Genomic DNA, 20,698 nt, shown 5'->3' with positions numbered 1-20,698 from the left:
TCACTCAGCGAGGCCGGCCGCCGTCTTCGATCCGCTGCAGGCGCCCGCCAACGAAGGTCAGCACTTGCAATGGCTTGCTGGTCCCGAAGTCGTAGACCCACTGCTCGACCAGCGGGCTGTCCGCGCCCACGGCGCCGGACACGACCTGCCGGGACTGGGGCTCACCGCACTGCCTGAGCACGTAGGCCGAAAAATCGCCGACATCGATCAGCTTGCTGCCGCAGCGTATGCCGGCCCAGGCGCCCTGCGTCAGCACAGATGCCGCCATCAGGATCAGCGCGGGCCGGATTTTCATGCTCTCAACCCCGAAAGATGAAATACGCGGCCCCGACCAGGCACAGCGCTGCCCACAGGTAATCCAGCCGCAGCGGCTGGCGCATGTAGAACACCGCAAACGGCACGAACACCGACAGCGCGATGATCTCCTGCATCACCTTCAACTGCGCCAGGCTGAGCGGGCCGTAACCCAGGCGGTTGGCCGGCACCTGCAGCAGGTACTCGAACAGGGCGATGCCCCAGCTGATCAAGGCCGCCACCAGCCATGGTTTGTGCTGCAGCTCGCGCAGGTGTGCGTACCAGGCGAAGGTCATGAACACGTTCGACAGGGTCAGCAGCAGGCCGGTACGCAGCACTGCAAAGCCGGCGTCGCTCACGTTGCAAGTCCGTCCACAACCACCATCTGTACGTCCGCCACGTCCTGGCGAAACGGTATCGCCGCCCGGTAGATGTCCGAATCATAGAACGCCTGTGCGGCGGCAAGGTCCGGGAATTCCACGATGATGACGCGCGCCGTCTCGGGCTCGCCTTCCAGGGTCAGCGTCGCGCCGCCGCGGGCCAGGAACCGTCCGCCGAAGGCGGCAATGGCGTCGGGAGTGCGCGCCATGTAGGCACGGTAGGCGTCGGCGTCGTGCACGTGGGCGCGGTAGATCAGGTAGGCGGGCATCGGGGTCACCGGTCGGGCAGCCGGCCGGTGACACGCAGCTGCACCGGCAGGTCGCGAATCTTGCGCAGTATCCGCAGGTGGCGGACCAGTGGCCACCAGTCGTAAAGATATATCTGCAGCGGCCGCCACATGGCGACCCAGCCGCTGATCAGCAGGCCCTCGGCCAGGATGTCGCGCAGGGTGCCGGTCAAGGTTCCGACCACCACGCCGCGCGCACCCAGGCAGGCAAACAGAAAACCGACGCCGATCAACAGCGACAGCCGCCCCTGGCGCAGCAGCAGATCGAGCCGCCGCCCGGCGTGCGCCGCCCGGTAATCGAAATAGCCGCGGATGCTGTCCGCCAGCAACGCCGGGCCGGGGTCGCGCGGTGTGGTGGCCGGCACGTGGAACACCAGCTTCAGCGGCGTCCCGAGCGGGAATTCCTCCACCGCGCCGACGATGTACTGCTCGGCTTCATCGTCCAGGTCCTTGTCCAGGAACGGCGCCGGGTCGAGCGAGTTGAACAGCGCCCGCAGCTCGCGCAGGTGCACTTCCACCAGATAGGCATCACCTTCGCGGCGGTAGCGTCGCGCCAGGCGCTGCGCCGGCGTTTGCCCGAACACGGTATCAGGATGCCGCGTCGCGCCGGCCAAGATAGCGGCGCCGGCTGGCCGGCAGCAGCAGCAGGCAGGCGACACCCAGCAGCAGGGCGCTCTTGGCGTACAGCGACGGCGGCAGCTTGGCCGGTTGGCCGGCCAATCCGGCCATCACCAGCGCGGTGCTGACCGATATCAGAAACACCGTCGCACCGCCGGTCGCCAGCCACCAGGCCCAGGCCTGAGCGCGCCGCAGGCCGTGCAGCAGCCACAGCACGCCAGCCACGGTGATGACGGCCCGCGACAGGTCGGTGCCGACGCCGCTGTCCAGCGCGCTCGAGGCGCCTTCGCCCAGCGCGATCAGGCCGTAGGCGGCGAGCAGGAACAGCGGCAGTCGAGGTGGAGACATCGGATCAGCGACCTGGGCGGGGCGCGGCAGGGTAGCACCGCGCCCCAGCGGCAGCGAGTTGACACCTCACGCCGGGTGCGCTGTCTGCGGGCCGTCGCGGCGCAGCACTCTGAGCAGGCACGGCGTGAAGCTGAGCGTCACCAGGGTCGAGAACAGCAGCCCGAACAGCAGCACGATGCCCAGCCCCCGGTACAGCTCGGTGCCCTCGCGCGGCAGAAACACCAGCGGAAACAGGCCGAACAGCGTGGTCAACGTGGTCATCATGATCGGCCGCAGGCGGGTGCGGGCGGCGTCCAGCAGGGCATCGACCGGCGTCCGGCCGGCGGCCAGATTCTCGCGGTGCCGCTCCACCAGCAGGATCGGGTTGTTCACCACCACGCCGATCAGCACCAGAAATCCAAGCACCGTGATCATGTCGAAGGTGGCCGCAATGCCGACCGCGTTCATCACCCAAAGGCCCAGCACGCCGCCCGCATAGCCGAGCGGCACGGTCAGCATGATGACCAGCGGGTAACCCCAGTGGCGCAGGATGGCGACCATGATCAGGTAGGTCAGCGCCAAGGCCAGCAGCATGTTGTCGGCCAGCGCGGCGCGGGTGGCGGCCAGCTTGTCGCTGGCGCCGCCAATGGTGATGTGCACGCCGGCGGGCACCTGGCCGGCCGCGCGCAGGGCGCCGATCACCTCGATCTCGACCTTCTGCACCGCCGTTTCGAGCGGCATGTCGCTGGGCGAGACGATGTTCAGGGTCACCGTGCGCTGGCCGTTCAGGCGACGAATGGTGTCGGTATCGACGGTCTCGCGCAGCTGCGCCACCGCCGACAGCGGCACGATGCCGCCGCGCTCGGTATACAGCGGCAGTGCGGCAAGGTCGGCCGGGCGCTGCGGCGGCCGCTCGCTGCCGTACAGGAACAGGTCCACCTTGCGGTCGCCCAGGTAGAAGTCGTCGTGATAGGCGCCGTCGGCCAGCGCCCATACCAGGTAGCCCAGCTCGTCCGCGCCCAGGCCCAGTTCCGCCGCCCGCTCCCAGTCCGGGCGCACTTCGATGAACGGCTGGCCCAGGCTCAGGCTGGGTGGGTCGGGCAGGATTTGCGGGTCGTGCAGCACCTCGCGCGTTTTCAGGAACGCCTTCAGGCCCAGATCGAACAACTGCTGCAGGTTCTCGCCGGAAATATCGAGTTCCATGCTGCGCGTGCCGCCCTCGTTGCCGGAGAAGATCGAGCCGCGGGCCGAGAACGAGATCATGCCCGGGTAGTCGGCAAAGCGCCGGCCGAGCGTCTCGATCAGCGGCGTGATGTGCGCGCGGTCGCGCGTGCCGGCGATGATCTCCAGCCCTCCCGCGCTGGCGTTGGTCATGAACCAGCGCAGCGGCGGGATGTCGTCGCGGGCCGGATCGAAATCGGCCGCCTCGCGCCCCAGATGCGGCGCAAAGACGGCGTCGATTTCGCGCCCGATGCGGTCCATGGTGGCCAGGTTGTAACCCGGCGGCGGGAACAGCATCGAGAACGTGACCGCCTCCTCGCCCTCCGGCAGGTACTCGGCGCGCGGCGTCAGCAGCAGCGCCACCGCGCCGGCAACCAGCGCGACCGCGGCCACGTAGCCGGCGCTGCGGGCGCGACTGCGCAGCAGCCAGCCGAGCAGGCGCGTGTAGACGCCGGCAAAGCCCTGGCCAACGCGTTGCAACAGGCCCGTCGTGGGCGCCTCGCCGGCCGCACTGGCAAAGCGCGCCTCGGCCACCGGCACCAGGGTCAGCGCCACCAGCAGCGAGGCGATGATGGCGGCGGAAATCGCAATCGCGATGTCCGAGTACAGCTGGCCGGCCTCCTCGCGCACCAGCAGCAGCGGGATGAACACGATCACCGTGGTGGCGGTGGAAGCGAGCACCGCGCCCCACACCTCGCGCGTTCCGGCCAGCACCGCGTCCAGCCCACGGCGGCCGGCGGCGCGGTGGCGGTGGATGTTCTCCAGCACCACGATGTTGTTGTCGAGCGTCATGCCGATGGCCAGCGCCACCCCGGCCAGGGACACCACGTTGATGGTGCGCCCGGCCCACAGCAGGCCGATGAAGGCGGCCAGCGTGGCCACCGGAATGCCGAGCGCGCCGATCAGCGTCGGCGTCGCCCGGCGCAGGAACAGGTACAGCGCCAGCACCGCCAGCAAGGCGCCCAGGATCAGGTTCTCGCGCACCACGCCGACCGCCTGGCGCACGTAATTGACGTCCGAGTGCATCAGGTGCATCTGCAGGCCGGCCGCCGGCAGGACGGTCTGCTGCAGGCGCTGCGCAGTGGCCGTGACGGCCCGCTCGACCTCCACCACGTTGGTGCCGCGCTGCTTCTTGACCATCACCATCAGGCCCGGCTCGCCGCCAAAGCGCGAATGCGTGCGCAGCTCCGCGTGCGTCAGTTCGGTCCGCGCCAGATCGCGCACATACACCGGGGTGCCGTCGCGCTGGGCGACGATGGTGTCCTGCACGTCTGCGACGTCCTCGAAACGGCCCAGCGTGCGCACCAGGTAGCGGCGCTTGCCGGCGTCGATGTCGCCGCCGGACATGTCCTGGTTGCGGGCCAGCAGGGCATCGCGCAGTTCGCTGAGGCGAATGCGCCGCTGCGCCAGACGGGCCGGGTCCACGTACACCCGCAACTGGCGCTCGGCGCCGCCTTCGACCTTGACCTCCGCCACGCCCGGCGTGCGCTCGAGCGCCGCCTTCACGTGGTCCTCGACGAAGTCGAACTGGCCTTCGATGTCCAGCCCGCGCGGATTGCCCGCCGCCGGCTGGATCACATAGAACATGAAATAGTTGTCGGAGAACGCCGTGGTGAAGATGCGCGGCCGGTCCACGTTGTCCGGGTAGCGGGGCACCTGCGACAGCGCGTTGTTGGTCAGCGCCAGCACTTCGCTGAGGTTCCGGCCCAGGCCGAATTCGAGCTCGATGCTGGCGCCGCCTGTGGTGGCCTCGGCGGTCATGCGCGCCAGGCCCGGGATCGAGCGCAGGTACTCCTCCTGCTCGATAAGGATCTCGCGCTCCACGTCCTGCGGCGCCGCGCCGGGCCAGGCGGTGGTGACGGTGAGCGAGGTGATGTCCATGTCCGGGATCATCTGCACCGGCACCCGGAATATGGCCGCCGCGCCGAGCAGGCACACCACCAGCGCGGCGACCGCCACCACCACGCCGTGCCGGATGATGCCTTCCAGCATGGCCGCCTCAGGAGCCGCCGACGATGCGCAGCGCCTGGCCGGGGCGCAGGCGTTCGTTGCCTTGCACGACGACCCGTGTGCCGGGCGGCAGCTCGCTGCCCAGCAACTCGACCCGATCGCCGAGTGCACGGCCCGGTCGCACCGGAACGGGCGCGGCCTGCAGCGCATCGCCCTCGCCCTGCACCGCCCACACCACGGCGCCGCCATCGGCGTCGCGCACCAGGGCGTCGACCGGAACCGTGGCGACCGGCGCGGTGTCGGCGGTTGTGGTGGGCAGCGTCACGTCCACCGACATGCCGGGCGCATAAACCTGCTGGGGATTGGGCAGCTCGACGCGCACCCGAAAGCTGCGCGCCGCCTCGTGACCGACCGGGATCAGACGCGATACGCTGGCCATGATCGGCTCGCCGGGCACGGCATCGAAGCGCAGCTCGACCGGCGTGCCCGGCCTGACCGTGGCGTAGTGGATTTGCGGCAGGGCGAATTCCACCCGCAGTGGCGCCGTCTCGACCAGCTCCAGCACGCCGTCACCGGGCCGCACCCAGGCGCCAAGTTCCGTGTGCTTGCGGCTGATCACGCCATCGAAGGGGGCCTTCAGCGCGTGGCGGGCGAGTTCGTCTTCGAGCAAGGCCACGCGGGCATTGGCAGCGGCGGCATCGGCCTGTGCCTGGCGCCGCTGCGCCCGCGCCTGGTCGAAGCTGTCCTGCGGCGTCATCTTCTGCGCCACCAGTTGCGTCTGGCGGCGCTCCTGCACGGTGGCCAGGTCGACCGCCGCCCGCGCGCGTTGTGCGTCGGCCCGCGCGGCCCGCAGCGCGAGGGCTTGCGGGCGGTCGCGCAGGCGCAGCAACAGGTCGCCGGCGCGTACCGTATCGCCGTCGTCGACCGCCAGCTGCGATACCACGCCGGCCACTTCCACCGACAGCAAGGCGCTGCGCCGCGCCAGCACGGTGCCGGGCAGCACCAGCTGCGCCTGCGGCGGGGCGTGTTCGAGTGTGGCCACGGACACCGCGGCGGCTTCGTCGGCACCGGGTGCCGGGCCGGCCAGCAGCAGGCCCAGCAGGGCGCCGGGCAGCAGCAATCTGCGCATGGGGTCTCCTCCCTTTGGGCAGCGCTGCGCCGGGCAGCGGTGCCTTTTGCGCTTTTTATACGCTCAAATGCTGGCCCGATGCGGCCTTCGGGGAGCTACCGAGCGGCGGGCACGCCGGTCGGAATACAGACTGGGCAGGAGTCGGCGGCTCAGGCCGCCTGTTCCGGAATGTCGTTGCCGATGCGGGTGATGCCGTTGTCGGCGTCCACATAGACCAGGCGCGGTTTGTGGATCAGCACCTCGGCACGATCCAGGCCGCAGTAGGCGGCGATGATGACCTTGTCGCCCACGCTCGCCTTGTGGGCGGCGGCGCCGTTCACGGAAATGACCCGGCTGCCGCGCTCGGCGCGGATGGCGTAGGTCGTGAACCGCTCGCCGTTGGCGATGTTGTAGATGTCGATCTGCTCGTACTCACGGATGCCGGCCGCGTCCAGAAGGTCGGCATCGATGGCGCAGGAGCCCTCGTAGTCAAGCTCGACCCGGGTCACGGTGACCCGGTGCAGCTTGGCCTTCAGCATGTACTGAATCATTGCCTGTACCTGCGGTGACTGGCGTGTGGACGATCAGCCCGGCGTTCCCTGGCCGCGGGCGACATCGAACGGGTGGTTGTCGATCAGCCTGGCCTTCCCCAGCCAGGCGGCGGTTAATACCACACGTCGGCCATCGGCCGTCGCGGGGGGCGCCAATTGTGCATTGCGAAAACGGAAATATTCAACACGGAAACCCGCGTCGTTCAGGGCTGCCGTGTGGTAGGCCTCGATGGCGGGCAGCGGCGCGTCGGCTGCCGCGCCCTCGCCGGCTGCCGCCAGCAGCGCCTGATAAAGGCGCGGCGCCAGTGCGCGCTCGGCCGGCGTCAGGTACTGGTTGCGCGAACTCATGGCCACACCATCCGCCTCGCGCACGGTCGCGAGCCCGATGATCTCGACCGGCAGCAGCAGCTCGCGCACCAACGCCCGCACCACGGCGAGCTGCTGGTAGTCTTTCTCGCCGAACACCGCGCAATCCGGCTGCACCAGGTTCAGCAACTTGGTCACCACGGTGGCCATGCCGCGGAAATGGCCGGGGCGGAACTCGCCCTCCAGCGGCTGGGCGCTGTGCGTCGGCTCGACGTAGGCGGCCAGATCCAGGCCGTGCGGGTACAGCGTCTCGACATCGGGCGTGAACAGCAGGTCCGCGCCGCGACTCGCCAGCGCCCAGGCGTCTGCCTCCAGCGTGCGCGGATAGCGCTCGAAATCGTCCGCGCGGTCGAACTGGGTCGGATTCACGAACACGCTGACCACCACCCGCGCCGCCTGCGCGCGGGCAGCGTCGACCAGACGCAAATGGCCCTCGTGGATATTGCCCATGGTCGGCACCAGGGCAACACGCTCACCGGCCGCCCGCCAGCCACGCAGCGTGGCGCGCAGCGTGGCGCGCAGCGTGGCCGCGTCGCTTATGTGCAGCATCAGTCGTAGCCGTGCTCGGCGGCCGGGAAACTGCCGTCCTTGACCGCCTGCACGTAGGCTGCAATCGCCGCGCCCAGGTCGTCGTGGCCAGCCAGAAAATTGCGCACGAAGCGCGCCGGCGTCGGATTCATGCCCAGAGCATCCTGCAACACCAGCACCTGGCCGTCGCAGTCCACGCCGGCGCCGATGCCGATGGTGGGGATGGCAAGGTCACGGGTGAGCTGCGCCGCCAGGGCGCGCGGCACGGCTTCGAGCACCAGCAGCGCGGCGCCGGCCTGCTGCAGGGCCAGCGCGTCGTCGCGCAGGCGCTGCGCGGCCGCCTCGCCACGGCCCTGCACCTTGTAGCCGCCCAGTTGGTGCACAGACTGCGGCGTCAGGCCAAGGTGGCCGCACACCGGTACGCCGCGCTCGACCAAGAACTCGACCGTCGGCGCCATCGCGGCACCGCCCTCGAGCTTGACCATGTGCGCCAGGCCTTCCTTCATCAGCCGGCCGGCGCTGCGCAGCGCCTGCTGCGGGCTTTCCTGGTAACTCATGAACGGCAGATCGGCCAGCAGCAAGGCCCGCTCCAGGCCGCGCGCCACACAACGGGTGTGATAGACCATCTCGTCCAGCGTCACCGGCACCGTGGTGGCCTGACCCTGGATGACGTTGCCCAGCGAATCGCCGACCAGCACCACGTCGACGGCCGCGGCTTCCAGCAGGCGGGCGAAGGAGTAGTCGTAAGCGGTCAGCGAGGCGATGCGCTGGCCGGCCTGCTTCATCTTGCGCAGGGTATCGAGGGTGACGGCCATGGCACTGGCTCCTCGCGGCAGCCCGGGCGGGCTGCGGGGCGCGACATTCTAATGAAGGGGGGTCAGCCCGCAAGCGCGGCCGCTGTTGCGACCGTTGCCGGTGGGTCGTAGCGACACAGGCCGTGGTCGATGCAGCCGGCGAGCAGCTCACTGACCCGCCCGCGACCGGGTATGACCAGCCGCGGCGCAATCTCGGCCAGCGGCACCAGCACGAAGTCGCGCTCGTGAGCCCCGGGGTGCGGCAGGGTCAGGGCAGGCTCGTGGCTCACGAGGTCCGCATACAGCAGCAGGTCCAGATCCAGCGTGCGCGGCCCGTTGCGCTGATCGGCGCAGCGTTGCCGGCCCTGGCGGCGCTCGATGGCCAGCAGTTCGGTCAGCAACTCGGCCGCCGGCAGGCCGGTGTCCACCTTTGCGACTGCGTTGATGTAATCCGGCTGATCGGCCGGCCCCATGGGGCGGCTAAGGTACAGGGCTGAACGCTTCACGAGCGTGGTCAGCGGCAGGCTGGCGATGGCGCCCAGCGCGCGCTCGATCTGCCCGGCAGGATCGTCAAGGTTCGCGCCCAGGCCGATGAATGCCGGCCAAGCGTTCATACGTCGGCGGCGACCGGTGGCGCAGAGGCGCCCTGGGCGCCGCGCCGCCGACCACGCCGACGGCGGCGACGGCGCGGCAGCGCGCCGTCGGGGGACTCGCCGTCGGTTTCGGCCTCGATCGGCAGGTCCAGTCCTTCCTGTCGGGCGGCCCAGAAATTGACCACAGACTGCAGGTCCGGCTCGGACTGAGCGCGCAGGGCCAGGAAATCGAAGGCCGCCCGAAACCGTGGGTGGCCGAGCAAGCGGTCGGGCTGGCGACGGCGTTGCAGCCGGCTTTGCAGGGACCAGATTTCGGCCGCCGGCAGCGTAAAGCGCTTGGGCACCGCGAGCAGGTCGTTTTGCGTGCGCAGCACGTCTTCCTGCGCCTTGATCAAGGCATCGTGTTCGGACACGCCGCGCACCAATTGATGCGCCATCGCTTCCTGCAGCGGCTCCCACAACAAGACCGCAATCAGGAACGCCGGTGTCACCGGCAGGCCGGCAGCGACCCGCTGATCAGTGTTGGTCAGCGCGGCACGGATCAGCCGGTCGCGCTCCGGCGCCAGCGCGGCGGACTCCACCGGAAACAGGTAATCGAGCAGCCGATAGCGACTCAGCTGTTCGTAGCTGCGAATGCCATGCCCGGACAGCAGCAGCTTGACCGTCTCGTCGAACAACCGCGCCTGCGGCACCGTTTCGAGCAGATAACCGAGTTCGAACAGCGGCGCCTCGGTGGCCGGTTCGATGGTCAGCTCCAGCTTGGCGGCCAGGCGCACGGCGCGCAGCATGCGCACCGGATCCTCGCGGTAGCGGGCCTCCGGATCGCCGATGGTGCGCAGGCGGCGCTTGTCGATGTCCTCCAGCGCGCCGACGTGATCGATGAGCGAGAAATCCTCGATGCGGTAGTACAGCGCATTGACGGTGAAGTCCCGGCGAATCACGTCTTCCTCGCGCGTGCCGTAGACGTTGTCGCGCAGGATGCGATCGCCGTCCAGGCGGGCATCGGCTTCGTCCTCGGCCTTGTCGTGCGAGGCGCGGTAGGTGGCTACCTCGACGATGTCCGGCCCGAAGTGCACATGCGCCAGGCGAAAGCGCCGGCCGATCAGCCGGCTGTTGCGGAAGGTGGCGCGCACCTGTTCGGGCAGCGCGCTGGTGGCGATGTCGAAGTCCTTGGGCGTGACACCCAGCAGCAGATCGCGAACGCCGCCGCCGACCAGACAGGCCTCGTAACCGGCCTTGTGCAGGCCGTACAGGACGTTCAGCGCGCTCTTGCTGATGTGCGCGCGGGAAATGGAATGTTCGCTGCGGGGCAGGATGCGGGGCGGGCCGAGGGAAGGTTCCGGCATAGGTCTCGTGTCGAGGGTGCGTCCCGGGGGCGGGCGCAGTGCCCGCCTGTCGCAACAGGACGTGTGTGGGCTATAGTAGCAGCTTGCCTTTGACGCCACCGGCTCCCTTCGTCTAGTGGCCCAGGACGTCGCCCTCTCACGGCGAAAACAGGGGTTCGAGTCCCCTAGGGAGCGCCATCCGACAGCCGAATCAACCGGCCCGGATGTTGCGTAAGCATGAAGATGGGGGCAATCCCCACCGTATCAAGAGGCACCCGCGTGATCGATCCAGTCCTTGCCGGCACCGAGCCGGCCATCCGCGTGTTGGCCATGCCGGCCGACACCAATCCCACCGGCGACATCTTCGGCGGCTGGATCATGGCGCAGATGGACCTGGCCGGCGGCGTTCTTGCCAGTCGCCGCGCTGGTGGCCGCGTGGTCACCGTGGCCATGAACGCATTTGAGTTCCTGCAGCCGGTATTCGTCGGCGACCTGGTCAGTTGTTACGGCCATGTCGTGCGCGTCGGCCGCACCTCGCTGACCCTGCAACTGGTGGCGTACGCGCAGCGCGCTGGCGATCCCGGTCAAGTGGTCAAGGTCACGGAAGCCACGGTGACTTTCGTCGCCGTGGACGAGCAGCGAAGGCCACGGCCGGTGCCGCCATTGGATGCGCCGACCGACGAGCCAGCTCCAGCGGCCTGACGCAGATCACCGCCGCCACGCGCGGCGCCCAGCAGACGAGACTCGCCTGAGTCGAGGCGCCCAGAACGTCCCTTCAGGCTTCCTCGCGCACAAACCCCATCAGCTGCCGGTAGTGCTCCCACCACAGGGCGTTGGGCGCCTCGTCGTTCTGCTTGGTCTCGGTCAGGTCGGCGCCCTCGCGGTACCCCTTCAGAAAAAAGGTGGTCGACGGGTCGGTGTCCAGCGCCTGCTGGATGCGCAGGAATACGGTGGCGTCCTCCAGGCTCACGAAGCCGCTCGGACCGATCATGTTCGACGACTGGCGCAGGCGGTGGCGCACCATGTCGGCGTCGTCATCGGCGTGGGCGAAGTAGGCGTAATGCACCTCGACCTGGTCCAGCCCGACCGGGTTTGCATAACGAATGTTGAAGATGTCCAGGTGGTTTGCGATCGCCGTCAGTGGCCAGAACGCCAGCAGGCTGGAGCCGGCCGCCTGCGCGGCCGCCTTGTTGCGCGGCGCAGCGCCACCCTGGTAGCCGATCACGCTCGGGTCGCGCAGCAGCCCGCCGTCACTGGGCTGAGCTGCCACCTCGGACAGGATCATCATGTGTCCGGCCGGCAAACGGCTCTGGCGCCCGCTGCCACCCTGCCAGCGCAGGATGCGAAAGGCGGCGTGCAGCAGCGGCGCATGGAAGGCGTCGTTGTCGATGTAGACCTTCCAGTTGGACTGGTAGCGGACCTTCTGATAGCCCAGCAGCGTCAACCGGCCATCGCCGCCCAGGGCATCCCTGACCGGCTCTGCCATGTGGCCCATCCAGTCCATCAGCGGCGGCGGACTGGCATGCAGGCTCACGAACAACAGGCCCATGTATGTCCCCGTACGGGGCTCGGCCAGGTTGTAGTCGGCGCGTTTGAAATCGGGCGGGAACTCGGCCTCGCCCGGGCATGATCGCAATTGCCCACGGGTATCGAATACCCATCGGTGGTAGGGGCACTCGATGTCGCCGCTGTGGCCGCGAAAGGCCATCGCAAGGCGCGTGCTGCGGTGCGTGCAGGCGTTGTGGAAGGCGCGCACCACGCCGTCGTCACCGCGGATGATCAACAGCGGCGTGCGGCCCACGGTAACGGTCTTGTAATCGCCGGGCTTGGGCAACTCGGCGTCGTGCGCCACCGGGTGCCAGACCGGGCCGCGAAAGATGCGCTCGTGCTCCAGGGCGAACACATCGGCATCCTCGAATGCCCACTTGGGCACCTGATTGAACGCCGCCGGCCAGCGTGGCAATGAGGCCGGCAGGGTGTCGTTGGGTTTCATCAGGGTTCCTCCTGAAATGCGAACGCCCAAACCAGCGCTTACATCAACCTGAAAAAGCGCCGCGCGTTGTCGCCCAGGAGCTTGTTCTTCTCCTCCAGGGTCAAGTCCGGCTGCGCGTAGGCGGCCTCGATTTCCTTGCGCACGGCGCGGAAATCCACCTCGTGCGGGTAGTCGGTGGAAAAGGCCCATGCATCCGGACCCACGCGCTTGATCAGGTGTGCCAGCGTGCCCTCGCCAGGCTCGCAGCCGATCAGGATACGGCCGGTGCCAAGCGCCTCCTCGAAGGTGCGGTAGGCGCCCATCATGCCCAGTTCCGCATTGCGCGCCATGCGATCGAGCAGCACGGTGGTCCAGCCGCAGCCGCCCTCCGCATAGGTGACGCGCAGGTCCGGAAAGCGCTCGAAAAGTCCGTTATGGATCATCGACGTGGCAGCGATCATCAGGCCCATCGGGTGATGCACGACGTGCGAGGCGAGAATCGAATTGACCGAACCGAGCCCCAGACCGACGTTGGAGCCGCCGTGCACGCCCAGCGCGCAGCCCAGCTCGGATGCCTCCTTGTAGACCGGCCAGTAATACTCGTGCCCTAGGTCCAGCGGCAGGCCGGTCGAGGGCAGCATCGCGCCCGGCAGCTTCAGCTCCTTCACCGCGCGGCGCAGTTCGATGACCGCCTCGTCCACTTTCTGCATCGGGATCAGCGCCATCGGCAACAGCTTGTCGCTGACCCGCCTATAACGGTCGGCGACGTAGTCGTTATAGGCGCGGCAGACGGCAACGGCGTAGTTGTTTTCACGCAGCTGGCCGACCGTCAGGCCTTCGCTGGTGTACATGACGGCGTATTCGACGTTGACGTTGCCGAGGAACTCCAGCCAGTCCTCGGCCGAGCCCTTGCGGTGCTTGCTGGCCGTTTCCTGCTCGCCCATCACGCCGTGTTCGGCCTGAAAAACGGCCGGATTTGGCCAGTGCACGCCGTCGAGCGTCGGAAACGGCGTACGAAAGAAATTCTGCGGGTTCAGGCACAGCTCGCGTACCGACGGGTGCGCGTACTCGGCCATCTCGGCCAGCGATTCCATGATGTGGCCGTCGGCGTCGACGGCCGGGCGCAGTGTGGTGGCGTCCATCGGGGCGGTCTCCTCGGCAAAGCAGCAGTTGCCTAACGTTCGTTATTTAAGGGTACGCAAAGTAGCGCCCGGCGGGCGCCTTGACAAGCTTCAGGGCGAGCCCGCCCCCGCAATCTGAACCTGCACGGTTTCCACACGGGCGCTGGAGTCGCCCCTGGCCAGGCGCTCGACGTCGGTGTCGGCGGTGACCATGAACAGCGTGCGCCCGTCCGGGCCGCCCAGGTTGCAGGCCACCGCTCGCCGGCCGGGCGTCGGCACCTGGTGCGTGATCCTGCCGCCCTGCTCGACGCGCAGGTAGGCATCGCCGACAAAGGCGCTGACCCACACCGCGCCGGCGGAGTCCAGGCAAATGCCGTCCGGTGCGTAGTCGCCCAGCGTCGCGAACACCCGGCGGTTGACCAGGGCGCCGCCGCGGATGTCAAACGCCGTCAGGCGATGGGCAAAGGTTTCGGCCACGATCAGCGTGCCGCGGTCGGGCGTGATCACCATGCCGTTCGGGAAATTGAGCTCGGTCGCCACTTCGCGCACGCGCCCCTGGGCATCGACGTGGTGCAGGTTGGTCAGCCGGCCCTCGCCGCCGCCGAACAGGTCGAAACCGAAGTTGCCGACAAACACCCCGCCATCGGGCGCGCGGACCATGTCGTTGATGTCGCCGGTAACGTGCGGCGCCAGATCCGCGAACGGCTCCACCCGGCCATCCGGCCAGCGGCGCAGCAACTTGCGGTCCTGCATCGACACCACCAGCAGACTGCCGTCGTCCAGAAAGGCGAGTCCGGACGGGCGCCCGCCGGGCAGCGTGAGTACCGTTTCGGCCTGCGCCGGGCCGGTCGAGCGCAGCACGCGCCCGCCGAACATGTCCGATAGCCACAGGGCGCCGCCGTGCCAGCGCGGGCATTCGCCGAATACGAGCCCTTCCAGGTACACCTCTGACGTGAGCGTCTGCATCGCGTTCTCCTCGGTTTGCTGTGTCTGCCGGTCTTGCTGCCGGTGCTCGCCGGTATCATTGCACCGAATTCGCCCCCGCGGCCCGGCCCGGTTGGGCCTCCCGTCGCCAGTCCGGGCCATCACCGCGTGAATCCATTTGTCCTTGCCATGCAGCGGCTGCTGTTTTGGTCGCTGGTGGGCGTCATCCGCGCCATGCCGAATCCGGCGGCGCTGCGCCGCTGGTGCCTGCTGATGGCGGCGGCGATGCGTCCGTTTGGCGGCGGCTGGCGTCGCCTGGTGCGCCGCAACCTGCGCCTGGTGTATGGCGACACGCTGTCGGTCGCCCAGCGGCGGGCCATCGTGCGGGGCGTGTTCGAGCACTCGGCGCGCGGCTTTGGCGAGCTGTTCTGGGAGCCGCAACGGCATGGCCTGTCGATCGCCGACTGGTGCCAGGTCGAAGGCCTGCAGCACCTGGATGCTGCCCTGGCGGCCGGCAAGGGCGTGCTGCTGGCCACCGCGCATCTGGGCGGCTGGACGCTGCTGCCGCGCTACCTGAACGAGCGCGGCCATGCCACCGGCTCCCTGCTGCGCCTGCCCAGCAATCCGGTGGCCCACGCGGCCGAGGCCGACGCCGTCACCCGCATGGGGCTCACCTTCTACAACACGCCGCTCAGCCGCGAACATGCCCACGCCTGCCTGAAGTTGCTGCGCGGCAATGGCATTCTGTTTATCGTTGCCGACCGGCGCTCGGCCGACGTGAAGGTGGATTTTCTCGGGCATCCTGCGTGGTGTGCGACCGGTACGGCGTCGCTGCACCTGCGCACCGGCGCGGCCATCGTGCCGGCCTGCGCGCTGCGCGTGGGCGATGGCTTCCGATTGGTGTTCGAGCCAGCACTGACGCCTGTGCCAAGCGGCGACCGCAAGGCCGACGAGCTGGCTATCACGGCCGAGCTGCACCGGATTTTCGGCGGCTGGGTGCGGCAGCACCCCGAACAATGGATGTGGAACCACAACCGCTGGCGGCCGCGCCGCAGCGAGATGAAGGAGGGACGGCATGAACATCGCCCATGAACTGATCGACGCGGCTGACCGCTGGCCGGACGGCACGGCGCTGCTGTTCAACGATCAAGCCATCGGTTTCGGCACGCTGGCGCAGCGCGCCGGTCGCTGGCAGGACGGCCTGCAGCGCCTGGGCGTCAAGGCCGGCGACCGGGTGGCCATGCTGCTGCCAAACGGGCCGGAGTTCTCGGACGGCTACTACGCCACGGTGGCCCTGGGCGCGGTGTTCGTGCCGCTGGACCCGGTGCTCAAGGCCGACGAGCTGGCCGAGATCCTGGCCGACCTGCAGCCGCGATTGCTGGTAGTGGCCAATGGCAGCGAGGCTGCAGCCCGCGAGGCTCTGACCGTCAAGGGCGACACGCTGGCCCTGTACACCGTGGCCGATGTCGAGCAGACCGGCCGCCCGGCGCCGCTCGCCCCGCTGACGCTCAATGCCGTCACCACCACGGCGGTGGTGCTTTACACCTCCGGCACCGTCGGCGGCCCGAAGGGAGTGATGCTCAGCCACGATGCGCTGACGCACTCGATGACCGCCATGATCGATGTTCTGGGCATCGCACCGGGTGACGTCTACGGCCTGGCGGTGCCGATGTCGCACATCTCCGGCCCCATGCTGCTGGGCACCGCGATGCGCAGCGGCATGACGCTGCTGCTGTTCGACCGCTTCGTGCCATCCCGTTTCCTGGACGAGGCCGAGCGCCACGGCATGACCCTGGCGCACATGGTGCCGCCGATGGCGCACGCGCTGCTGCACACGCGCGGCGAGCATCGGCTGGAGACGTTCCGTTCGCTGCTCACCTTCGGCATGACCGCCTCGCCGGAAATGCTGCACCAGTTCCATGCCCGCTGGCCGCACATCGGCCTGGCCTCGGGCTATGGCCTGACCGAAACCGGGCCGCTGGTGGTGCTGGGTCCGGCACGCTTCCCGCCCGAGAAATTCGGCGCCGTCGGCCAGCGCCTGGCCTATGCCGGTGTTCGGATCGTGGATGACGAAGGGCACGACGTGCCGGCCGGCGACAGCGGCGAGGTCTGGCTGTCCGGCCCCAGCCTGATGCAGGGCTATTTCAGGCGGCCGGCGCTGACCGCCGAGATGATGCCGGACGGCTGGTTTCACACCGGCGACATCGGCATGTTCGACGCCGACGGCTACCTGTGGATTCAGGGCCGCAAGAAGGACGTCATCAACGTGGCAGGCCTGAAGGTGTACGCGCCGGAGGTCGAGGACGCCATCTACAAGCACCCACAGGTGGCCGAAGTGGCGGTCATCGGCATCACCGGCGGCCTCAAGGGCGAGGCGGTCAGGGCGGTGGTGGTGCCCAAGCCGGGCGCCACGCTGACCGCTGGTGACATCGTCGACCACTGCCGCGGCCTGCTGGCCGACTACAAGGTGCCGCGCCAGGTGACCATCCGCGAGGAATCCCTGCCCCGCTCGCGCACCGGCAAGATCAACAAGGAAGCACTGCGCGGCGGTTGAGGCCCCGTCGAAGCGGCCCGGCAGACGGTTCTCGTGTAGGAGCGGGCCATGCCCGCGACCGGGACGCCGGCCAGTTGCGGTCGCGGGCATGGCCCGCTCCTACCCCGGCATTGACGATCAAGCGGTCGAATCCAGACCGCGAATCAAGTCCTGGCTTGCCCGGCCGGCAGGCGCATCAGCACATGCGCAATGCCGGCCTCGGGGAATTCGTCGCCCTCGGCGATGAAGCCCGCCGCTTCGTAAAAGCCGCGCGCGCGGGTCTGCGCGTGCAGGTACAGATCGCCCATGCCCAGGCGCCGCGCGAGCCGCACCGCGGCCAGCAGCAGATCCCGTCCCACGCCCTGCCCGCGCGTGCCGCGCAGCACTGCCAGCCGGCCGATGTGGGCATCGGGCAACACCCTTGCGCAGCCCACCGGCAGGCCGGCGCCATCGCGCGCCAGTAGATGCCAGGCGCCGTCGTCGCGGCCGTCCACCTCCAGCGCCTCCGGCACGCCCTGTTCGTCGACGAATACCGCGCGGCGGATCGCCAGCAGCTCGGCGGCATGCTCCGGCCAGCGGACCTGGGTGATGGTGTAGGGCGGCATCGGGGTATCGAGGTGGGCGTTTAAACTGGCCGCCATTCAAGCACACGGCAGCACCCACTCCCATGGCCATCAAACTGAGCGTCACCGACCAATCCCCCATCCACGACGGCGGCCGCCCATCGCGCGGCCCGCACGACAGTCTGCGCCTGGCGCAGGCCTGCGAGCGCTTCGGCTATCACCGCTACTGGCTGGCCGAACACCACAACACGCCCGGCTACGCCGGCCCCTGCCCGGAAATCCTGATCGGCCACATCGCCGCCCACACGCGGCGCATCCGGGTCGGCAGCGGCGGCATCATGCTGCCGCACTACCCGCCGTACAAGGTGGCCGAGACCTTCCGCATGCTGGAAGTGCTCTACCCCGGCCGCATCGATCTGGGCGTGGGCCGCGCGCCGGGCGGCGATGGCCAGGCCACCGCGGCCCTGGCCTACCCGCGCCAGCCGATCAACTCGGACCTATACCCGCGTCAGGTGTTCGACCTGATGGGTTACCTGAACAACGACCTGCCGCCCCAGCACCCGTTCCACGGCATCCGCCTGGTGCCGGAAGACGGCGGCGTGCCGCAGTTCTGGATGCTGGGCTCCAGCGGCGGCAGTGCCGAGGTGGCCGGGCAACTGGGCAGCGGCTTCGTGCTGGCGCTGTTCATCGGCACCCACGCCCGCTCGCCGGCCATCGTCGAGGCCTACCGGCGCGCCTTTCAGCCGTCCAAGAGCCTGCAAGAGCCGCGCGTCATGATCGCCGTAGCGGCCGTGTGCGCGCCCACGCGGGACGAGGCGATGCGCATTGCCGGCACGCGCAGCATGTGGATTTACCAGGCCCTGTCACGCGGACGAATCATCGACCTGCCGAGCCCGGACGAGGTCGATCGCCTGCTGTCGGCCATGGGCCCCGGCGAGCGCGCGCAGTACCAGGCCGTGCTCGACCACTCCATCATCGGCACGCCGGACGAGTGCCGCCAGCAGATCGAGGCGCAGGCCGCCGAGTACGGCACCGACGAGGTCAGCGTCGTCACCGTCACCTACCACTACGCCGACCGCGAGCGGTCGTACGAACTTCTGGCCGGAGCGTTTGGCCTGGCCGACTGAAGTTATCCAGAAAAAGGGCGGGCCAGAGACGGGATGGTGGGTAGGGTTCGGCTGGCTTGAGGCCGGCATTAGCCCGCAGTTGGTCGGCAGCGCCCCGGAGGGGGGCGGTTCAGCAGGGATTGCGTGCTTCCCCGAGTGGTCTTGAAGGGCAGCTACGTAAATCCGCCTTCAGCGCTACTGCAACAAGGTTGCGAGCCCTGCGTCGCCCTCAAGCCGCCTCCGAACTTTTTCCGCGAGAGATGCATGTTCAGGGCCGAGAACTTCTTCTATCACGCGCGCCGCCTCTTTGAGCACCAATTGCTTCTTTTTAGGCACCTTGGCAATAACGCGAGCGATTTCAGCCTGCGTCATGCGTGAGTCTGGGTTCTCCTGCGTGAAGGCTCTAAACGCATCCTCCAGTGAAGGAACTTTGCTATCGTCGACCCAGATGGCAGCCTCCTGCAATACTGTACTAACCTTCCTCTTCAGCTCAGTCGGATCCCAATCCAAGGTCCCGACCCGCGAATACATTTGTCCGACCAGCCACCCAAGCTTGGCCTGAAAAGTTGCATCAAGCTGCAAAATTTTGGCCTTGAGACACTTCTCCAAATGCAGGTCCGACTTGATCGCGATCGACAAGTTGAGAAACGCGACGCAATCGTAGTTGAGCTGGGTATCTTCCGAGTCGAGGAAGAAATACCCCGACTCGTTATTGTTGAAGAGGCGCTGGAGGAACTCAGATGCCTTGGACTTTGCCTTCGTACCGAGAACCGGGAGCTCGGCGTTGACCTTTGCGACGGGGATCTGGGTCAGATGCCGCTCAACAACCAAGTCTAACGACCTAACCGGAGCAAGGGTTATGTATGGCGCCTTACACAAGCCTTCGGCGCGACGCACCAAGTCGCAACTCTGCGTTAGTACCATGAAGAAGCAGTTCTTCTGATCACGATAAAAGTGAGGGTGAACCTCGTTCAGCAGGGCATTGATCTCCGGCGTACGATCGAGCACGTCGCCCTGCATCAGCTCCGTCGTACATGGATTGTGTTCGTAAGTGAAGTGCATGCGCGGAGAGAATGAACCTCAACGCTGGGCCTTGGTATCAGCAAAAGTGTCATTGCGCGGCGTGTAGCCTTCAAGCCGATCATTCAGCTTTCTGATTGCGAGCTTGCGGTCAATCGCGGCCGGGTCGACTGTCACTACAAATTGGGCGCCGCCTTGTACCTGTTCAACAATGCGCCCTTGTACCATAAGCACGCCATGATTCGAAGTCCCACGCGTGTCAGAGGGCAGCGCAACGCTTTGTGGTTGATCCACAAGTTTCCAACCTGTCGCCGAAACAAGTTCGGCAGTCTCAAAGATTCGCATATTGCCAGTCACTTCAATCTCCCCTATAGAGTGACGCAATCACCGTCTTCGCAAACACTAGGTTTTGAGCCATATTCACGTAACCATCTCTACCTTCGAGTACTGCAATAGCCTGATCAACATTGGACACGGGATGGTGGAAGTTAAACTTCACCGATATGGCTCCCCCGTCCCACTGCCGTTGAATGTTGACGTGAACCGTTTCCGCCCCGTTCTTGAAAGACGATGCGATTACGACCCCGGCTGGCGCCCAACCTTCTGGCATCTGATCCACCAGGTCCTGCCGAGACCCAGTGAAGACCGCCACCTCTTGCGGTATGGCCGCCGGCTCACGAAACTCGAAGTTGTGACCAATCCCGGAAATCGGAGTATGGGACAGAACTCGTACTACGCGGGCTGTCACCTGCTCAGCCAATTCAAAGCGCTCCGGTCTCGAATCGCTAGGGAGAACCAAGAGGGCATCGGGACGAACGATGTATGAAAGCTCCTCGAGGGCAAACCTCGGGAATTCGAAGACCGCTCCCTGAACGGCGGGCAGGAATACCTGGACGTTACTCGACTCGCCAGCCGCGCGTTGGAACCCGTGCCGCAACATCCATGTAGGTGTAAGAATAGCGGCGTTCCACGACCCCGCAACCACGAGGGAAGTCTCTGAGGGGATCAGATCCATGCGTCGGTGGTCCTAGCCAAGAGCAATGATTCGACAGATTTTAGAGCATAACCGACCCGAGCAGCGGGGGGGTCATCAGCTAAACAGGTGTTCCGCCTGCGC

Annotated in this window: 23 protein-coding genes and 1 tRNA gene; 5 read left to right on the top strand and 19 right to left on the bottom strand. The window is 67.6% G+C overall.

What is annotated here, in order from left to right; translation table 11 throughout:
* Nucleotides 1–4 precede the first annotated feature (4 nt).
* The 12 genes from PG2T_RS09570 to pcnB all read right to left on the bottom strand — a co-directional run bounded on the left by PG2T_RS09570 (nt 5) and on the right by pcnB (nt 10,363).
* Nucleotides 5–295 carry a DUF2845 domain-containing protein gene (locus PG2T_RS09570; RefSeq protein WP_068804559.1) on the bottom strand — a complete coding sequence of 97 codons (291 nt, stop codon included), beginning with the start codon at nt 293–295 and terminating at the stop codon, nt 5–7.
* Nucleotides 296–299: 4 nt separating this feature from the next.
* Nucleotides 300–590 (bottom strand): DMT family protein, encoded by a 291-nt coding sequence (locus PG2T_RS09565; protein WP_068808092.1) that lies wholly within the window; start codon nt 588–590, stop codon nt 300–302.
* Nucleotides 591–649: 59 nt separating this feature from the next.
* Nucleotides 650–943, bottom strand: a complete 294-nt coding sequence (locus PG2T_RS09560) for a DUF1330 domain-containing protein (protein ID WP_068804557.1) — start codon at nt 941–943, stop codon at nt 650–652.
* 5 nt (nt 944–948) lie between these two features.
* Nucleotides 949–1,575 (bottom strand): hypothetical protein, encoded by a 627-nt coding sequence (locus tag PG2T_RS09555; protein ID WP_236953238.1) that lies wholly within the window; start codon nt 1,573–1,575, stop codon nt 949–951.
* Nucleotides 1,550–1,927: a hypothetical protein gene (locus PG2T_RS09550; protein ID WP_068804555.1), complete on the bottom strand. Its 378-nt coding sequence runs from the start codon at nt 1,925–1,927 to the stop codon at nt 1,550–1,552. Before PG2T_RS09550 ends, PG2T_RS09555 begins: the two co-directional genes overlap by 26 nt.
* Before the next feature lie 66 nt (nt 1,928–1,993).
* A complete protein-coding gene (locus tag PG2T_RS09545) occupies nt 1,994–5,119 on the bottom strand; it encodes an efflux RND transporter permease subunit (RefSeq protein WP_068804554.1) in 3,126 nt (1,041 codons plus the stop codon).
* Between the two features lie 7 nt (nt 5,120–5,126).
* Nucleotides 5,127–6,206 (bottom strand): efflux RND transporter periplasmic adaptor subunit, encoded by a 1,080-nt coding sequence (locus tag PG2T_RS09540; protein WP_068804551.1) that lies wholly within the window; start codon nt 6,204–6,206, stop codon nt 5,127–5,129.
* A 149-nt stretch (nt 6,207–6,355) separates the two neighbouring features.
* Nucleotides 6,356–6,736, bottom strand: coding sequence for an aspartate 1-decarboxylase (gene panD / locus PG2T_RS09535; protein WP_068804550.1), 381 nt, complete (start codon nt 6,734–6,736; stop codon nt 6,356–6,358).
* Between the two features lie 33 nt (nt 6,737–6,769).
* Nucleotides 6,770–7,651: a pantoate--beta-alanine ligase gene (gene panC, locus PG2T_RS09530; protein ID WP_068804547.1), complete on the bottom strand. Its 882-nt coding sequence runs from the start codon at nt 7,649–7,651 to the stop codon at nt 6,770–6,772.
* Nucleotides 7,651–8,445: a 3-methyl-2-oxobutanoate hydroxymethyltransferase gene (panB, locus tag PG2T_RS09525; protein ID WP_068804545.1), complete on the bottom strand. Its 795-nt coding sequence runs from the start codon at nt 8,443–8,445 to the stop codon at nt 7,651–7,653. Before panB ends, panC begins: the two co-directional genes overlap by 1 nt.
* 62 nt (nt 8,446–8,507) lie before the next feature.
* A complete protein-coding gene (gene folK / locus PG2T_RS09520) occupies nt 8,508–9,038 on the bottom strand; it encodes a 2-amino-4-hydroxy-6-hydroxymethyldihydropteridine diphosphokinase (RefSeq protein ID WP_068804543.1) in 531 nt (176 codons plus the stop codon).
* Nucleotides 9,035–10,363, bottom strand: coding sequence for a polynucleotide adenylyltransferase PcnB (pcnB, locus tag PG2T_RS09515; RefSeq protein WP_068804541.1), 1,329 nt, complete (start codon nt 10,361–10,363; stop codon nt 9,035–9,037). Before pcnB ends, folK begins: the two co-directional genes overlap by 4 nt.
* Nucleotides 10,364–10,464: 101 nt before the next feature.
* Here pcnB and PG2T_RS09510 point away from each other — a divergent pair.
* A tRNA-Glu gene (locus tag PG2T_RS09510) sits at nt 10,465–10,540 on the top strand.
* A 45-nt stretch (nt 10,541–10,585) separates the two neighbouring features.
* Nucleotides 10,586–11,044 carry an acyl-CoA thioesterase gene (locus tag PG2T_RS09505; protein WP_083215039.1) on the top strand — a complete coding sequence of 153 codons (459 nt, stop codon included), beginning with the start codon at nt 10,586–10,588 and terminating at the stop codon, nt 11,042–11,044.
* Nucleotides 11,045–11,117: 73 nt separating this feature from the next.
* Here the strand turns inward: PG2T_RS09505 and PG2T_RS09500 are convergent, their stop codons facing one another.
* The 3 genes from PG2T_RS09500 to PG2T_RS09490 form a co-directional block, all read right to left on the bottom strand.
* Nucleotides 11,118–12,335: an aromatic ring-hydroxylating oxygenase subunit alpha gene (locus PG2T_RS09500; protein ID WP_068804539.1), complete on the bottom strand. Its 1,218-nt coding sequence runs from the start codon at nt 12,333–12,335 to the stop codon at nt 11,118–11,120.
* A gap of 38 nt (nt 12,336–12,373) precedes the next feature.
* Nucleotides 12,374–13,456: an amidohydrolase family protein gene (locus tag PG2T_RS09495; protein WP_068804536.1), complete on the bottom strand. Its 1,083-nt coding sequence runs from the start codon at nt 13,454–13,456 to the stop codon at nt 12,374–12,376.
* Between the two features lie 90 nt (nt 13,457–13,546).
* Nucleotides 13,547–14,401 carry an SMP-30/gluconolactonase/LRE family protein gene (locus PG2T_RS09490; protein ID WP_068804534.1) on the bottom strand — a complete coding sequence of 285 codons (855 nt, stop codon included), beginning with the start codon at nt 14,399–14,401 and terminating at the stop codon, nt 13,547–13,549.
* Between the two features lie 126 nt (nt 14,402–14,527).
* Between PG2T_RS09490 and PG2T_RS09485 the strand changes: the two genes are divergently transcribed.
* Nucleotides 14,528–15,451, top strand: a complete 924-nt coding sequence (locus PG2T_RS09485; protein ID WP_145931057.1) for a lysophospholipid acyltransferase family protein — start codon at nt 14,528–14,530, stop codon at nt 15,449–15,451.
* Nucleotides 15,435–16,913, top strand: a complete 1,479-nt coding sequence (locus tag PG2T_RS09480) for a class I adenylate-forming enzyme family protein (protein ID WP_068804530.1) — start codon at nt 15,435–15,437, stop codon at nt 16,911–16,913. Before PG2T_RS09485 ends, PG2T_RS09480 begins: the two co-directional genes overlap by 17 nt.
* A 143-nt stretch (nt 16,914–17,056) precedes the next feature.
* Here PG2T_RS09480 and PG2T_RS09475 read toward each other — a convergent pair whose 3' ends face one another.
* Complete coding sequence (locus PG2T_RS09475) at nt 17,057–17,533, bottom strand: GNAT family N-acetyltransferase (RefSeq protein WP_202816302.1); 477 nt, start codon at nt 17,531–17,533, stop codon at nt 17,057–17,059.
* A 26-nt stretch (nt 17,534–17,559) separates the two neighbouring features.
* Here PG2T_RS09475 and PG2T_RS09470 point away from each other — a divergent pair, with 26 nt between their 5' ends.
* Entirely contained in the window at nt 17,560–18,582 is a 1,023-nt protein-coding gene (locus PG2T_RS09470; protein WP_068804526.1) for an LLM class flavin-dependent oxidoreductase, read from the top strand.
* 174 nt (nt 18,583–18,756) lie between these two features.
* Here the strand turns inward: PG2T_RS09470 and PG2T_RS16315 are convergent, their stop codons facing one another.
* Genes PG2T_RS16315 through PG2T_RS09460 form a run of 3 tightly spaced genes read right to left on the bottom strand, consistent with a single transcriptional unit; the run spans nt 18,757 to nt 20,596 of the window.
* A complete protein-coding gene (locus tag PG2T_RS16315) occupies nt 18,757–19,581 on the bottom strand; it encodes a hypothetical protein (RefSeq protein ID WP_068804524.1) in 825 nt (274 codons plus the stop codon).
* A gap of 60 nt (nt 19,582–19,641) precedes the next feature.
* Nucleotides 19,642–19,938, bottom strand: coding sequence for a hypothetical protein (locus PG2T_RS16080; RefSeq protein WP_145931056.1), 297 nt, complete (start codon nt 19,936–19,938; stop codon nt 19,642–19,644).
* Between the two features lies 1 nt (nt 19,939).
* Nucleotides 19,940–20,596, bottom strand: coding sequence for a hypothetical protein (locus PG2T_RS09460; protein ID WP_145931055.1), 657 nt, complete (start codon nt 20,594–20,596; stop codon nt 19,940–19,942).
* Nucleotides 20,597–20,698: the final 102 nt, after the last annotated feature.

Source organism: Immundisolibacter cernigliae (assembly GCF_001697225.1).
GTDB classification, from domain to species: Bacteria; Pseudomonadota; Gammaproteobacteria; order Immundisolibacterales; family Immundisolibacteraceae; genus Immundisolibacter; species Immundisolibacter cernigliae.
This window is presented reverse-complemented; position numbering and strand designations above follow the sequence as displayed.

What these genes read in the sequence shown, in the direction of transcription:
- PG2T_RS09570 (WP_068804559.1), bottom strand. Translation starts at nt 295, where the DNA reads ATGAAAATCCGGCCCGCGCTGATCCTGATGGCGGCATCTGTGCTGACG.
- PG2T_RS09565 (WP_068808092.1), bottom strand. Translation starts at nt 590, where the DNA reads ATGACCTTCGCCTGGTACGCACACCTGCGCGAGCTGCAGCACAAACCA.
- PG2T_RS09560 (WP_068804557.1), bottom strand. Translation starts at nt 943, where the DNA reads ATGCCCGCCTACCTGATCTACCGCGCCCACGTGCACGACGCCGACGCC.
- PG2T_RS09550 (WP_068804555.1), bottom strand. Translation starts at nt 1,927, where the DNA reads ATGTCTCCACCTCGACTGCCGCTGTTCCTGCTCGCCGCCTACGGCCTG.
- PG2T_RS09545 (WP_068804554.1), bottom strand. Translation starts at nt 5,119, where the DNA reads ATGCTGGAAGGCATCATCCGGCACGGCGTGGTGGTGGCGGTCGCCGCG.
- PG2T_RS09540 (WP_068804551.1), bottom strand. Translation starts at nt 6,206, where the DNA reads ATGCGCAGATTGCTGCTGCCCGGCGCCCTGCTGGGCCTGCTGCTGGCC.
- panD (WP_068804550.1), bottom strand. Translation starts at nt 6,736, where the DNA reads ATGATTCAGTACATGCTGAAGGCCAAGCTGCACCGGGTCACCGTGACC.
- panC (WP_068804547.1), bottom strand. Translation starts at nt 7,651, where the DNA reads ATGCTGCACATAAGCGACGCGGCCACGCTGCGCGCCACGCTGCGCGCC.
- panB (WP_068804545.1), bottom strand. Translation starts at nt 8,445, where the DNA reads ATGGCCGTCACCCTCGATACCCTGCGCAAGATGAAGCAGGCCGGCCAG.
- folK (WP_068804543.1), bottom strand. Translation starts at nt 9,038, where the DNA reads ATGAACGCTTGGCCGGCATTCATCGGCCTGGGCGCGAACCTTGACGAT.
- pcnB (WP_068804541.1), bottom strand. Translation starts at nt 10,363, where the DNA reads ATGCCGGAACCTTCCCTCGGCCCGCCCCGCATCCTGCCCCGCAGCGAA.
- PG2T_RS09505 (WP_083215039.1), top strand. Translation starts at nt 10,586, where the DNA reads ATGGGGGCAATCCCCACCGTATCAAGAGGCACCCGCGTGATCGATCCA.
- PG2T_RS09500 (WP_068804539.1), bottom strand. Translation starts at nt 12,335, where the DNA reads ATGAAACCCAACGACACCCTGCCGGCCTCATTGCCACGCTGGCCGGCG.
- PG2T_RS09495 (WP_068804536.1), bottom strand. Translation starts at nt 13,456, where the DNA reads ATGGACGCCACCACACTGCGCCCGGCCGTCGACGCCGACGGCCACATC.
- PG2T_RS09490 (WP_068804534.1), bottom strand. Translation starts at nt 14,401, where the DNA reads ATGCAGACGCTCACGTCAGAGGTGTACCTGGAAGGGCTCGTATTCGGC.
- PG2T_RS09480 (WP_068804530.1), top strand. Translation starts at nt 15,435, where the DNA reads ATGAACATCGCCCATGAACTGATCGACGCGGCTGACCGCTGGCCGGAC.
- PG2T_RS09475 (WP_202816302.1), bottom strand. Translation starts at nt 17,533, where the DNA reads ATGGCGGCCAGTTTAAACGCCCACCTCGATACCCCGATGCCGCCCTAC.
- PG2T_RS09470 (WP_068804526.1), top strand. Translation starts at nt 17,560, where the DNA reads ATGGCCATCAAACTGAGCGTCACCGACCAATCCCCCATCCACGACGGC.
- PG2T_RS16315 (WP_068804524.1), bottom strand. Translation starts at nt 19,581, where the DNA reads ATGCAGGGCGACGTGCTCGATCGTACGCCGGAGATCAATGCCCTGCTG.
- PG2T_RS09460 (WP_145931055.1), bottom strand. Translation starts at nt 20,596, where the DNA reads ATGGATCTGATCCCCTCAGAGACTTCCCTCGTGGTTGCGGGGTCGTGG.